We start from the raw sequence: 12,707 nt of genomic DNA on the forward strand, positions 1-12,707 counted from the left end.
CGCCGGCAATGGCGCGATGCAGGGGCCGGCGACGGCGCTGCTCGGGCGCACGGTCCACTGGCTGCTGGGCGATCCGGCGCTCGCCGCCCGCCAGCTGCACGCCGCCATCGCCGCCGGTCACCTGACGATCCGCCGTGTCGCGCCGGCCGGCCCGCCTGGCACGGCCGAGGTGACGGCGCCGGATGGGCAGCGGGTCACGGTGCCGCTGCATCGCACCGCGCCGGGTCGTTTCGAAGCCGCGATGCCGGCTGGCGGGCCCGGCGTGTGGCGGGTTTCGGCGGGCGGGCGCACCGCCTACGCCGCGGCTTCGGACGAGGATCCGGCCGAGCAGGAGGACCTCGCCGCCACCAGCCGGCGCTTTGCCCCGCTCGTCCACCGCAGCTCCGGGCGAATCGTCTGGCTGGCACGCACCCCTGAGCCGGGCTGGACCGGGCTCTACCGGCCGCGCCATGCCCGCCTGGTGACGGGCGAGCGCGACATCAGGCTGCCGCCGGCGATTCCCGGCGCGATCCTGGGGTTGCTGCTGGTCGCCGCCGGCTGGTGGCGCGAGCGCGCCTGAGCCGGAAGCGACGCGGCATTAGAGCACTTTCCGATCCATCCGGATCGGGTGTCGTGCTCTATGATATTGATAGACAGAGCATCTTTATCCGATCAGATCACTCCATCTGATCGGATGATGCTCTATGGTATTGATAAATAGAGCATCTTTATCTGATCAGATGATGCTCTAGGCGGCGATGGTCCTGGCGAAGCGGGTCTTGCCGTTCATGTCGATAAAGGCGAAGCTGATCTCTCCGTGGGTTACCGAGGTGGTCAGAAACCCGTGCGCACCGAGGGCGAAGCCCGCCCGGCTCGGCGTGCCCGGCGTGTAGATTTCCGAGCCGACGCCGTTCGTCACATAGGCGATTCCGCCCATCTCGACATATTGCATGCAGTGATCGTGGCCGTTGATGTAGAGCTTGACTGCGTGCCGGCGCAGCACCGGTTCGAGCGCGGCGATGAGGTCCGGCTGGTCATGGTCCGCGCCGCCGAGCGCGGTGTAGATCGGGTGATGGCCGACCACGATCTTCCACCGCGCCTTCGAGCGGCCGAGCGCCGTGTCGAGCCAGGCCCGCTGCGCGCGCGGGTCTTGCCCGGAAATGTCGGTCACCGTGCCGAGATACTTGCGGATGAAGGGCGAGGTATCGAGGAAGAAAATCTCGACCGTGGTGCCATCCGCGAGGGTTTCGGCATGGGTATGGTAGCGGGCGGGCAGCTGCCAGCGCCGCGAATGCGCCGAATAGTCGAGCTGCGCTGGCACATTGCCGCGATAGTCGTGATTCCCCAGGATCACCTTCCAGGGACGTTGCAGCGACGCCTGGTGATAGACATCCTCGAAGCTGGTCTTCCACTGCGGATCGCTGACGGAGGTCACGCCGGACTCGTAGAAATTATCGCCGAGCGACAGGATGAAGCGCGGCGCGTCCGATGCGGCGCGGTCGGCCATCGCCTGTGCGACATTGCGCTGGTGGTGGGCGCCATTGCGGCCCCAGTCGCCGATCGAGATGAAATTGAAGGGGGCCGGCGCTGCGGCCTGTGCCGTGGGGGCGGCGGCGAGCAGCGATGCCGCGGTGAGTTCGGCGCCGGTGCCGATGAAACCGCGTCGGGAAATCGTCATGGGAGTGTCTCCGTCGGTCGTACGGCGCCTCGTCTAGCCCGCTGTCCCTGCCGTGTCATATGACAAGACGGCGACAGCGGACGGCGCCTTGCGGCGCCGTCCCGGGTGTCAGCGGGCGAGTTTGGCCGCGATCTCGGCGACGTGCTTGCCCTGGGCGCGGGCGATGGCGAGTTCGTTGGCGCTCGGCTGGCGGGAGCCGTCGCTGCCGGCGAGCGTCGTCGCGCCATAGGGCGTGCCGCCGGTGATCTCGTTCATGTTGGTCAGCTCGGGGTTGGAATAGGGAACGCCGACCACGATCATGCCGTGATGGAACAGCGTGGTGTGGAACGAGGTGATGGTGGTCTCCTGCCCGCCATGCTGGCTGCCGGTCGAGGCGAACACCGAGCCGACCTTGCCGATCAGCGCGCCCTTGGCCCACAGGCCGCCGGTCTGGTCGAGGAAGTTGCGCATCTGGCCGCACATGTTGCCGAAGCGGGTGGGGGTGCCGAAAATGATGGCGTCGTAATCGGCGAGTTCCGCCGGGTTCGCCACCGGCGCGTCCTGCTCGGTCTTGGCATGGATCGCCTTCGCGGTGTCTTCGGGCATGGTTTCCGGCACGCGCTTGACCACCACCTCGGCACCGGCGGCCTTCGCCCCTTCCGCCACCGCCGTCGCCATCGTCTCAACATGGCCCCAGGTGCTGTAGTAAAGTACGAGAACTTTCGCCATTTCCGTCTCTCCGTCAGGTTGCAATGCGACCGCTATACGCCGCAATTCTTTCGATATCAAACGTTATCTGATGACAATTCGGTGTCCGGCTCACCGCGCTTCGGCGATCCAGTCGTCGATCAGCCTGCGCGCGATCGAATCCCGCGGCGGCAGGTTGAATCCGGCCGCATGGCGGTTCGCGAGGTCCTCGCGGGTGAACCAGGCGGCGGCGCGCATTTCCTCGGCATCGAGCGTGATCGCCTCGCTCATCGCCTCGGCGCGGAAGCCCAGCATCAGCGATGCCGGGAACGGCCAGGGCTGGCTGCCGGTATAGGCCACCGGCCCGACCTCGACGCCGACCTCCTCCATCGTTTCCCGGCGCACGGCGTCCTCGAGGCTTTCGCCGGGCTCGACGAAGCCGGCGAGGGTCGAGAACATGTTCCGCTCGGGCGGAAATTTCTGCGACTGGCCGAGCAGCACGCGATCGCCCTTCGCCACCAGCATGATCACCGCCGGATCGGTGCGCGGGAAATGCTCCGTGCCGCATTGCGTGCAGCGCATGGTGTGGCCGCCGCGCTCCGGCGTGCAGCTGCCGCCGCATACGCCGCAGAATTTGTGGCGGGATCGCCAGTAGAGCAGGCCGCGCGCGGTGGCGAGCAGCCCGGCTTCCTCGGCCGGCAGCGTCGCGGTCAGCCCGCGCAGTTCGAGAAACGCGCCGCGCGGCCGGCGCAGCGCATCGAGCGGCGCCTCATGCGCTGACAGATCGACCGCGAAAACCGGGCTGCCGTTCATCAGCCCGAGAAAGACGCTCTCCCTCGCGTCCTCGCGCGGCGGAGCGTCGAGCACGGCGCGGGGCTCGGGTTCGGCGGCGATCAGCAGCTTGCCGCGCCAGTAGGCGACGAAGCCGGCGCCGGCATCGGCGCGCGCCGCCGCCAGCCAGCCGGCATCGGTGCGGCGGTGGCTGGCGCGGTCGAGCCGGGCGGAGCTGTAGAGCAGGGCGGAGGGGGGCGGGATGTCGTGCATGGCGGGAAGGTGGCATTGGTCCTGCGCGCCGGCAAGCCGGCCTTGCAAAGCGGCGTCAAAGGATAGATATGGAAAGCGGGAGGCCGGTCGCGGACGGGCGCCTCGCCAACCCGGTCAGGGCCGGAAGGCAGCAGCCGCAACGAGTTTCCGCACGGGTCGCGGTTCCGGTCTCCCACCTCTCACTCCTGCCCAGCTCATCGGAGGCGCATGGCCGGTCTGTTCGACGACGACGAGACGGACGATCAGCCCAGGTCCGAGCCGCCGCCGCCGGGGCCCTCGCTGTTCGGCGACGACGAACTGCCCGAGGCCGCAGCCCCGGTCCATGCCGAATCCTACCGCGTCCTCGCCCGCAAATACCGCCCGACCACCTTCGACGACCTGATCGGTCAGGACGGGCTGGTCCGCACCCTGCGCAATGCCTTCGCGATGAATCGGATCGCCCATGCCTTCATGCTCACCGGCGTGCGCGGTGTGGGCAAGACGACCACGGCGCGGATTCTCGCCCGCGCGCTGAACTGCACCGGGGCGGACGGGCAGGGCGGCCCCACGCCCGATCCCTGCGGCGTCTGCGACAATTGCGTGGCCATTCTCGCCGACCGCCACCCCGACGTGGTGGAGATGGACGCGGCCTCGAACACCGGCGTCGACGACGTGCGCGAAATCATCGAGGCGACGCGCTTCCGCCCGATGATCGCCCGCACCAAGGTGTTCATCATCGACGAAGTCCACATGCTCTCGCGCAACGCCTTCAACGCGCTGCTCAAGACGCTTGAGGAACCGCCGCCGCATGTGAAATTCGTGTTCGCCACCACGGAAATCCGCAAGGTGCCGATCACCGTGCTATCGCGCTGTCAGCGTTTCGACCTCAAGCGCGTGCCGGTCGATGTGCTGGCCGCGCATTTCGCCCGCATCGCGGAGAAGGAGGCGGTCGCGGCCGAAAGTGGCGCGCTCGAAGCCATCGCCCGCGCCGCCGACGGGTCGGTGCGCGATGGGCTGTCCCTGCTCGACCAGGCGATCGCCCGCGCCGACGAGGGCGCGCCGGTGACCGCCGAACTGGTGGCCGACATGCTCGGCCTTGCCGATCGCAGCCTCGTCTTCGATCTGCTGGACGCCATCGCCGCCGGCGATCCGGCCGGCGCGCTCGGCGTGATGGACCGCGCGCATGAAGCCGGCGCCGATCCGGTGCTGGTGATGCAGGATCTGCTCGGCCTCGCTCATACGCTCTCGCGCATCAAGGCGATTCCGGCGCTGGCCGAGGGCAGCGAACTGCCCGAGCTTGATCGTGCCCGCGGCGCGCCGCTCGCCGCCCGGCTGTCGGTGCCGTTTCTCGGCCGGCTGTGGCAGATGCTGCTCAAGGGCATCGCCGAGGTGGAGCAGGCGACCGACCGCCGCGCCGCCGCCGACATGATCCTGATCCGCCTCTGCTACGTGTCCGACCTGCCGGCGCCAGGCGAACTCGTCCGCCGCCTCGCCGGCGAGGCGGCGACAATCCGCGGCGGGGCGGCGCCGGCCCCGGCGCCCGGCCCGGCGCCGAGGGCGGTGGTGAACGGCGCCCCGGTCGCGCACGCCCCGGTCGCGCAGGTCGAATCCGCCCCCTCATCCGCCCCGCGCCTTGCCCGCTTCGAGGATGTCATCGCCCTGGCCGGCGAGAAGCGCGACGCCCTGCTCTATGCCCATCTCCGCCACGACGCCCGGCTGGTGCGCTTCGCCCCGCCGGTGATCGAACTGAATCTCGCGCCCGAGGCGCCACGCGATCTCTCGTCCCGCCTCGCCAGGTTTCTCGAGGCCGAAACCGGGCGGCGCTGGACCATCGCCCTATCCCGCGCTGCCGGCGCGCCGAGCATGGTCGAGGCCGAAACCACGGCGCGCGAGACGGCGCGCGACGAGGCGCTGGATCATCCGCTGGTGAGGGCCATCTTCGAGACGTTTCCCGGTGCGAAGATCGCCAGTGTGGAGGTCGATGCGCCGCCCGCCCTTGCGGAGCCGCCCGCGATGGATGATGACCGCTTCGACGATGTCCCGCCGATTTCCGACGACGACATCGCCGACGCCATGGAGATCGACTGATGAAGAACCTCGCCGGCCTGATGAAGCAGGCCCAGCAAATGCAGCAGAACATGCAGGAGATGCAGTCGCGTCTCGAAGCGATGGACATCCGGGGCGAGGCCGGCGCCGGTCTGGTGAAGGTCACGCTGTCCGGCAAGGGCGAGATGAAGGGGATCGAGATCGACCCCAAGCTGATCGACCCGAGCGATGCCGAGATGCTCCAGGATCTGATCCTCGCCGCCCATCGCGACGCCAAGTCGCGGCTGGAGGCGGTTGCCGCCGAGGAAATGCAGAAGGTAACCGGCGGGATTTCGCTGCCCCCCGGCATGAAACTGCCGTTCTGAGGTCGCAGCGGCGGATCGTCCCGCGATGATGGGGCCCGAGATCGAGCGGCTGGTCGGGCTGATGGCGCGGCTGCCGGGCCTTGGCCCGCGTTCCGCCCGGCGCATCGTGCTGAAGCTGATGGCCGAGCGCGAGCAGCGCCTGCTGCCGCTGATCGCCGCCCTCGATGCCGCCTGCCAGCGCGTCGCGGTCTGCCCGACCTGCGGCGGGCTCGACTCCGAGCAGCCCTGCGCCATCTGCGCCGACATCGCCCGCGAGCCGCTGATCTGCGTGGTCGAGTCGGTGGCGGACCAATGGGCGCTGGAGCGTACCGCCGTCTATCGCGGCCGCTATCACATCCTCGGCGGATTGCTTTCGGCCATCGCCGGCCGTGGCCCCGAGGAACTCGGGATCGACCGGCTGCTCACCCGGCTCGACGGGTCGGTGCGCGAGGTGATCCTCGCCCTGCCGGCCACCGTCGATGGTCAGGCGACCACCCATTACCTCACCGAACGCCTCGCCGCCTGCGGCGCCAGCGTCACCCGGCTGGCCCAGGGTGTGCCCGTCGGCGGCAGCATCGAAATCCTCGACGAGGGCACGCTCGCCCTCGCTCTCTCCGCCCGCCGCGCCGCCGGATGATGCCGCTGATTCGCGACGGCCGCGACCTCAGGGTCGATTTCTTCCGCGGCATCGCGCTGTTCTGCATCTTTCTCGATCACATCCCGCATGACACGCTCGCCCGCTTCACCGTGCGCAACCTCGCGCTGAACGACGCGACGGAAATCTTCATCCTGCTCGCCGGCTTCGCCGCCGCCCTCGTCTATGGCCGCAAGCTGGACCGCGCCGGGCCGCTCTCCGCCTCGGCGGACATGCTCAAGCGGGCGTGGACGCTCTATATCGCGCATATCTTCCTCTTCGTGCTGTTCGCCGCCCAGGTCGCCTTCGCCGCAACCTGGCTCGGCCGGCCGCAATATCTCTCCGGCGTCGGCATCGACCATCTGGCGGCGAAGCCGCTCGCGGCGATCATCGAGGCGGTGCCGCTGCTCTACCAGCCGGCCTATCTCAACGTGCTGCCGCTCTATGTCGCGATCATGGGCGGGCTGGCGCCGCTGCTCTTCATGCTGCGCTTCCCGCGCACGCTGCTCGCGCTCAGCGTGGCACTCTATGCCGGCGCGCGGATCCATGGCTGGAACCTGCCGACCCACGGCGGCCATGGCTGGTTCTTCAACCCCTTCACCTGGCAGCTGCTCTTCGTGCTCGGCATGCTGTTCTCCCGCCACGGCAGGCCGGCGCTGCCGGGCCTTGCGACCGACATCGCCGCGGTGCTGCTGCTTCTGGTCGGCTTCGCGATCCTGCTGACCACCTGGCTCGAACCCTCGCTCGCCCGGCACATCCCCGCGGCGCTGCGGCCGCTGGTCCGCAATATCGACAAGACCGGGCTTCATCCCTACCGGCTGGTCTCGATCCTGTCGCTGGCCTGGCTCGCCGCCCGCCATCTGCGCGCCGATGCGCGGCTGCTGAAAGCCCGCCTGTCGCGCGTGTTCATCCTGATCGGCCAGTATGGCCTGCCGACCTATTGCGCCAGCATCCTGCTCTCCTACGCCGGGCGGATCGTGATGGACACCGATCATGGCTGGGCGATGCAGGTCGTCGTCAACCTCGCCGGCCTCGCCGCCCTGCTCGGCGTGGCCGCGCTCTCCGCCTGGTACAGGGTGAAAGATGCCAAACCGTCCGTTGCATAGTCTTGTTCTCGCGCTCGTGCTCGCCTGGGCCGGCGTCGCCGCCGCGGCACCCGCCTGCCCGGCCGTGCCGGCGCAATATCTGCGCCTGCCGCATCTGCGCGCGGCGATCCATCGCGGCCAGCCGGTGGTGATCGCCGCGATCGGGTCGTCGTCCACCTGGGGGGCGATGGCGCACGATATCGGCGATTCCTATCCGGCGATGCTCCAGGACGAGCTGGGCGACCGCCTGCCGGATGCCGAGATCAGCGTGATCAATCGCGGCATCGGCGGCGAGGATGCGCTGCGCGAGGACCGCCGGATGGCGCGCGACGTGCTTGCCCTGCGGCCCGCGCTGGTGATCTGGCAGGTCGGCGCCAACGCAGCGATGCGCGGCGAATCGCCGGACCGGTTCACGGCTCTGGTCGAGCAGGGACTGCGCCGGCTGCGCGCCGCCGATCTCGACGTGGTACTGATGGACAACCAGCGCTCGCGCCGCCTGCTGAGCGCGCCGGACAATGCGCGGATCAACGCGGCGCTCGCCCATCTCGCCCGGCGCTACCGGGTCGGGCTGTTCTCGCGCGATGCGCTGATGCGCGCCTGGGCCCGCGCCGGCGCCGCCCCCGCCGGTTTTCTCGCCGCGGATGGCATGCACATGAACGACCGCGGCTATGCCTGCACCGCCGCGGCGCTGGCCGATTCGATCGTCGCCGCGGTGAAATAGAGCATCATCCGATCAGATGGAGTCATTTGATCGGATAAAGATGCTCTGGGTATCAATATGATAGAGCACTGCATCCGATCCTGATGGATCGGAAAGCGCTCTGGCGTTCAGGCGTCGGGTTCGAGCGCCTCGGGCCGGTAGCCGAGCGCATTCAGCCCTTCTTCGAGCATGTCGCCAAGGCCGGCCTCGCCGAGTAGGGTGCCGGCGAGGCTGCCATCGATCTGCTCGGCCGCCTGGGCCCGGGCGTCGTCCCACTCCTCCCGGGCGAAATCGCCGCGGCCGATCAGGAACAGCGCCAGCAGGTCGACCGCCGCTTCGTCGGAGAGTTGATCGATCGCCTCGCGCAATTCGGCCTCGCTGTCATCGGGGGCCTGCTCGTCCAGCATGTCGGTCTCTTCCTCGGGCGGGGGTGTGCCGGCCGGGCTTTCCTCCTCCGGCTCCACCGGCGGCACCTGCGCCTCGGCGGCGCGCGCCTTGAGGATGATGAACGCGACATGCTCGGGCGCGATGTCGAGCGGAACCGGCTCGGGTTCCTCGGTGTCGATCACGCGCTTGCGGTCACGATCCGGGTTGGCCATGGCGGAGTCTCCTCATCGGTCCGACTCCGCATCTGTGCATCGCGCCGTCCGGTTTGAACCCCTCCGGAAGGCGAAGATGTCAGCGCGAGGCCCGCGCGGTGTCCTTGGTCACGGTCGGATCGTCGGCGAGTTTCGGATTGCCCCGGCGCAGCCGGTGCTCGCCCAGCAGCAGCAGGATCGGCGCCGCGATATAGATCGACGACGAGGTGCCGACGACGATGCCGAACAGCATCACCCAGGCGAAGCCGGAGAGCGAGGCGCCGCCGAACAGCGCGAGCGGCAGGGCGGCGAGGAATACCGTGCTGGAGGTGCCGAGCGTGCGGTTGAGGGTTTCGTTGATCGAGAGGTCGATCAGCTCGCGCAGCGGCATGGTCTTGTATTTGCGCAGGTTCTCCCGCATCCGGTCATAGACCACCACCTTGTCGTTGGTGGAATAGCCGATCACGGTCAGGATCGCGGCGATGGTGACGAGGTCGAAGGGCAGGCGGGTGATGACCATGAAGCCGATCGTCTTGGTCACGTCGAGGATCAGCGTCGCCACCGCGCCGACGGCGAACTGCCACTCGAAGCGGAACCAGATATAGACGAGGATCATCAGGAAGCTGATCCCGAGCGCGATCAGCCCCTGCTGGAACAGCGTCGCCGAGACCGAGGCGCCGATCGCCTGGGTCGAGAGGATTTTGGCGCCCGGCAGGTTCTGCTTCACCACCCCTTCCGCGGCGGCGAGGGATTTCTGCGTATCCTTGGCGTTGTCCTGCGACTCCAGGCTGATGAGCACGCCCTTGTCGCCGCCGAAGCTTTGCAGCGAGGCGCCGGGCAGGTGGGCCGCGGCAAGTTCCGCGCGCAGCCTGGTGAAATCCGGCGTCTGCGGGGTCGCCACCTGGATGACGACGCCGCCACGGAAATCGAGGCCGAGATTGAGGCCGGGATGGAAGAACAGGATCAGCGACGCGGTCGAGAGGATGGCCGAGACCGCGAGGCCGATGAACCGTCCCTTCATGAACTGGATGCGCGTGCCGTCCGGCACCAGGCGGAAGGCGGGGCGGGTGAGGAACTTCATGTCGCGGGCCTCAGAGAACCGGCAGCGCGGCCGGGCGGCGCGCGACATACCAGCGCGCCGTGATCAGCCGGACCAGCACGGTCGATGTGAACAGGGTTGTGATGATGCCGACACAGATGGTCACCGCGAAGCCGCGCACCGGCGGCGATCCGAAGATGAACAGCATGATGTGGGCGAGCAGCGTGGTCACGTTGCTGTCGATGATGGTGCTGTAGGCGCGCTTGTAGCCGGCCTCGAGTGCGGCGAGCGGCCTGCGGCCGAGCTTGACCTCCTCGCGCACGCGCTCGTTGATCAGCACGTTGGAGTCCACCGCCATGCCGAGCGTGAGCAGGATGCCCGCCATGCCCGGCAGCGTCAGCGTCGCCCCCATCAGCGACAGCACCGCGATCAGCAGCAGCAGGTTGACCACCAGCGCGATGTTCGCGAACCAGCCGAACAGGCCGTAGAAACTCGCCATGAAGGTGATGACCAGCACGAAGCCCACCGCCAGCGAAACGATACCGGCGCGGATCGCGTCCGCTCCGAGTTCCGGGCCGACGCTCTGCTGTTCGACCACCTTGAGCGGGGCGGGCAGGGCGCCCGCGCGCAGCAGCAGCGCGAGGTCGGACGCGCTCTTGGCGGTGAAGCTGCCCGAAATCTGCCCCGCCCGCCGACGATCGGCGTGCGGATGACCGGCGCCTCGATGATCTTGTGATCGAGTTCGATCGCGAACAGCTTGCCGACGTTATGGGTCGTGATGTCGGCGAACTTGCGGGCGCCGACGCTGTTGAAGGTGAAGTTCACCACCCATTGCCCGCTCTGCGGGTCCTGCCCGGCCTGGGCGTTGGTCAGGTCGGCGCCGTCGACCGCGACGCGCGAGCGGATCGCGAGCTTGCGGCCGCTGCGATCGCTCATCGGCAGGATCTCGACGCCGGGTGGCGGCGTCTTGGTCTCCGGGTTCACGTCCTCGGCGACCATGTGGAAGGTCATGTGCGCGGTCTTGCCGAGCAGTTTCTTGATCTGGTTCGGGTCGGACACGCCGGGGAGCTGGATGACGATCTGGTCGGCGCCCTGCCGCGCGATCTGCGGATCGACCACGCCGCTGCCATCGATGCGGCGGCCGATGATGGTGATCGACTGGGCGATGGCCTGGGTCTGCTTGGCGATCAGCGCCGGGCGGGAGAGGGTGAGCGTTGCCGCCCCCGCATCCGTCACCTTCACGTCGAGGTCGGGCGCGCCGCCGGCGGCGGCCACCGGCGAGACGAGCTTCGCAAGCAGCTGGCGCACCTTTGCGGCATCCGCCGGCTTGACCAGGTTGAACTGCACCCGCCGCCCCGCGACATCGCCGCCCAGATCGGTATAGCCGATATCGGCCTGCAACAGGGTGTGGCGCACCTCGTCGGTCAGGTTGGCGAGCTGCTCCTTCACCACCGCGTTCATGTCGATCTGCATCAGCAGATACGATCCGCCGCGCAGGTCGAGCCCGAGATGGATCTGCGGCCAGGGAATGGACTGGGCCGGGCGCTTGATCAGGTTCGGCAGCGTGAGCAGCACGCCCACCGCGCAGAACAGCACGATCAGGGTGGTTTTCAGGCGCGTGAAGTAAAGCATGACAGGCGAAGGGCTCCCAACGGCGACGCATGGGTGGTATGGCGGCCTCGGCTTGCCGGTGCAAGCCCGCTTCTGTCAGGAACGAAACGCGATGCACAAACTTCGGGTTGGGGTGATCGGGGTCGGCCATTTCGGCCGTTACCATGCGTTGAAGACGGCGGCCGCCACGCGGGCGGACCTCGTCGGCGTTTCCGACCCCGACATGACCCGCGCCGGCGCGGTGGCAGCGGAGGCCGGCTGCGCCGCACTCCCGCTCGATGCGCTGATCGCGGCGGCGGAGGCGGTGATCATCGCCTCGCCCGCCGATACCCATTTCGCGCTCGCCTCCCGCGCGCTTGAGGCCGGGCGCCACGTTCTCGTCGAAAAGCCGATCGCCGCGACGGTGGACGAGGCGGAAGAGCTGGGCCGTCTCGCGCGCGCGCGCGGGCTCGCGCTGCAGGTGGGCCATCTGGAGCGGTTTTCCGCCGCCCACGGCGCGGTCGCGGCGCGGATGGGCAAGCCGCTCTACATCGAGGCGGTGCGGATCGCGCCCTTCAAGCCGCGCGGCACCGACGTGTCCGTGATCCTCGACCTGATGATCCACGATCTCGACCTGATCCTCGCCCTCGTGGCCCAGCCGATCGAGAGCATCGATGCGGTCGGCGCCGCGGTGGCCAGCGCGCATGAGGACATCGCCAACGCCCGCGTGCGCTTCGCCAACGGCTGCGTCGCCACCGTGACCGCGAGCCGCATCTCGATGAAGACCGAGCGGCGGATGCGGATTTTCTCCGAGGCCGGATATCTGGCCGTCGATTTCGCCGCGCGCCGGCTCAGCCTGGTCGGGCGGGGCAGGAAGGCGGGCTGCGCATGCCGGGGTTCGAGGCGTTCGGCATCGAGGAGACGAGCTGGGAGGATCACGACGCGCTCGCCGCGAGCACGCGGCCTTCCACGCCGCCTGCCTTGATGGGGCGCCGGTGCTCGTCGATGCCGAGGCGGGGCGGCTCGCGCTCGAAGCCGCGATCGGCGTTGGCCGTTCGATCATGGAAAGCCGGGCGCGGGCCGAGGCGTCGGGCTTGATCTCGCGGCGCTGAGGCGCGCCGGGTCGCTGCCGGAGCCGCCGGGCTTCAGCCTTTCGGATGAACCGGAACCCCCGCCCGATCCTTCATCGTTACGCTGGCGACTGGACATTTCGAAATCCGTTGTTGACGCGCGAAGCCGGCTGCCGCTACGTCCTTCACGTGTCTGAAACAGTGCTTCCGCTTCCGACGATTCGCATACGTGGCCGCACCTTCATGGCCATGGTGGTCATGCCGGAAGCGCCTTT

At 68.7% G+C, this 12,707-nt stretch carries 10 protein-coding genes, 1 other RNA gene and 3 pseudogenes; 8 read left to right on the forward strand and 6 right to left on the reverse strand.

All coding sequences use genetic code 11. The features are described from left to right. A pseudogene (locus tag ACIDOCELLA78_RS96080) lies at positions 1-559 on the forward strand (hypothetical protein); the annotation flags it as partial. A 168-nt stretch (positions 560-727) separates the two neighbouring features. On the opposite strand, the gene ACIDOCELLA78_RS96085 reads toward ACIDOCELLA78_RS96080, so the two are convergent. The 3 genes from ACIDOCELLA78_RS96085 to nudC form a co-directional block, all read right to left on the reverse strand. Further along, the gene (locus tag ACIDOCELLA78_RS96085) at positions 728-1,657 is read right to left on the reverse strand and encodes a tartrate-resistant acid phosphatase type 5 family protein (protein WP_201729813.1); all 930 of its coding nucleotides are present in this window, start codon (positions 1,655-1,657) and stop codon (positions 728-730) included. Between the two features lie 108 nt (positions 1,658-1,765). Beyond that, positions 1,766-2,365, reverse strand: a complete 600-nt coding sequence (wrbA, locus tag ACIDOCELLA78_RS96090; RefSeq protein ID WP_201729814.1) for an NAD(P)H:quinone oxidoreductase — start codon at positions 2,363-2,365, stop codon at positions 1,766-1,768. Between the two features lie 90 nt (positions 2,366-2,455). Next, entirely contained in the window at positions 2,456-3,367 is a 912-nt protein-coding gene (gene nudC, locus ACIDOCELLA78_RS96095; protein WP_201729815.1) for an NAD(+) diphosphatase, read from the reverse strand. Positions 3,368-3,445: 78 nt separating this feature from the next. Here nudC and ffs point away from each other — a divergent pair. From ffs to ACIDOCELLA78_RS96125, 6 genes are all read left to right on the forward strand, one after another. Next, positions 3,446-3,543: signal recognition particle sRNA small type (ffs, locus tag ACIDOCELLA78_RS96100), an RNA gene on the forward strand. Between the two features lie 31 nt (positions 3,544-3,574). Continuing rightward, positions 3,575-5,434 carry a DNA polymerase III subunit gamma/tau gene (locus ACIDOCELLA78_RS96105; protein ID WP_201729816.1) on the forward strand — a complete coding sequence of 620 codons (1,860 nt, stop codon included), beginning with the start codon at positions 3,575-3,577 and terminating at the stop codon, positions 5,432-5,434. After that, on the forward strand, positions 5,434-5,757 hold the full coding sequence (locus ACIDOCELLA78_RS96110; protein WP_201729817.1) for a YbaB/EbfC family nucleoid-associated protein: 324 nt from the start codon (positions 5,434-5,436) through the stop codon (positions 5,755-5,757). Before ACIDOCELLA78_RS96105 ends, ACIDOCELLA78_RS96110 begins: the two co-directional genes overlap by 1 nt. Before the next feature lie 25 nt (positions 5,758-5,782). Next, complete coding sequence (gene recR / locus ACIDOCELLA78_RS96115) at positions 5,783-6,373, forward strand: recombination mediator RecR (RefSeq protein WP_201729818.1); 591 nt, start codon at positions 5,783-5,785, stop codon at positions 6,371-6,373. Further along, a complete protein-coding gene (locus tag ACIDOCELLA78_RS96120) occupies positions 6,373-7,476 on the forward strand; it encodes an OpgC domain-containing protein (RefSeq protein WP_249676825.1) in 1,104 nt (367 codons plus the stop codon). Before recR ends, ACIDOCELLA78_RS96120 begins: the two co-directional genes overlap by 1 nt. Further along, positions 7,469-8,176: an SGNH/GDSL hydrolase family protein gene (locus ACIDOCELLA78_RS96125; protein ID WP_249676828.1), complete on the forward strand. Its 708-nt coding sequence runs from the start codon at positions 7,469-7,471 to the stop codon at positions 8,174-8,176. The genes ACIDOCELLA78_RS96120 and ACIDOCELLA78_RS96125 overlap by 8 nt, the downstream gene beginning before the upstream one ends. A 107-nt stretch (positions 8,177-8,283) precedes the next feature. On the opposite strand, the gene ACIDOCELLA78_RS96130 is transcribed toward ACIDOCELLA78_RS96125, so the two are convergent. The 3 genes and pseudogenes from ACIDOCELLA78_RS96130 to secD form a co-directional block, all read right to left on the reverse strand. Continuing rightward, on the reverse strand, positions 8,284-8,754 hold the full coding sequence (locus ACIDOCELLA78_RS96130; RefSeq protein WP_201729821.1) for a DUF3775 domain-containing protein: 471 nt from the start codon (positions 8,752-8,754) through the stop codon (positions 8,284-8,286). 79 nt (positions 8,755-8,833) lie between these two features. After that, positions 8,834-9,814, reverse strand: a complete 981-nt coding sequence (secF, locus tag ACIDOCELLA78_RS96135; RefSeq protein WP_201729822.1) for a protein translocase subunit SecF — start codon at positions 9,812-9,814, stop codon at positions 8,834-8,836. 10 nt (positions 9,815-9,824) lie between these two features. Continuing rightward, positions 9,825-11,404: pseudogene (secD, locus tag ACIDOCELLA78_RS96140) on the reverse strand (protein translocase subunit SecD). A 91-nt stretch (positions 11,405-11,495) separates the two neighbouring features. On the opposite strand from secD, the pseudogene ACIDOCELLA78_RS96145 reads away from it, so the two are divergent. After that, positions 11,496-12,474 (forward strand): annotated as a pseudogene (locus ACIDOCELLA78_RS96145) (Gfo/Idh/MocA family protein). Positions 12,475-12,707 lie beyond the last annotated feature (233 nt).

The organism is Acidocella sp. C78 (genome assembly GCF_907164655.1).

What these genes read in the sequence shown, in the direction of transcription:
- ACIDOCELLA78_RS96130 (WP_201729821.1), bottom strand. Translation starts at nt 8,754, where the DNA reads ATGGCCAACCCGGATCGTGACCGCAAGCGCGTGATCGACACCGAGGAA.
- ACIDOCELLA78_RS96120 (WP_249676825.1), top strand. Translation starts at nt 6,373, where the DNA reads ATGCCGCTGATTCGCGACGGCCGCGACCTCAGGGTCGATTTCTTCCGC.
- wrbA (WP_201729814.1), bottom strand. Translation starts at nt 2,365, where the DNA reads ATGGCGAAAGTTCTCGTACTTTACTACAGCACCTGGGGCCATGTTGAG.
- ACIDOCELLA78_RS96105 (WP_201729816.1), top strand. Translation starts at nt 3,575, where the DNA reads ATGGCCGGTCTGTTCGACGACGACGAGACGGACGATCAGCCCAGGTCC.
- nudC (WP_201729815.1), bottom strand. Translation starts at nt 3,367, where the DNA reads ATGCACGACATCCCGCCCCCCTCCGCCCTGCTCTACAGCTCCGCCCGG.
- ACIDOCELLA78_RS96085 (WP_201729813.1), bottom strand. Translation starts at nt 1,657, where the DNA reads ATGACGATTTCCCGACGCGGTTTCATCGGCACCGGCGCCGAACTCACC.
- secF (WP_201729822.1), bottom strand. Translation starts at nt 9,814, where the DNA reads ATGAAGTTCCTCACCCGCCCCGCCTTCCGCCTGGTGCCGGACGGCACG.
- recR (WP_201729818.1), top strand. Translation starts at nt 5,783, where the DNA reads ATGATGGGGCCCGAGATCGAGCGGCTGGTCGGGCTGATGGCGCGGCTG.
- ACIDOCELLA78_RS96110 (WP_201729817.1), top strand. Translation starts at nt 5,434, where the DNA reads ATGAAGAACCTCGCCGGCCTGATGAAGCAGGCCCAGCAAATGCAGCAG.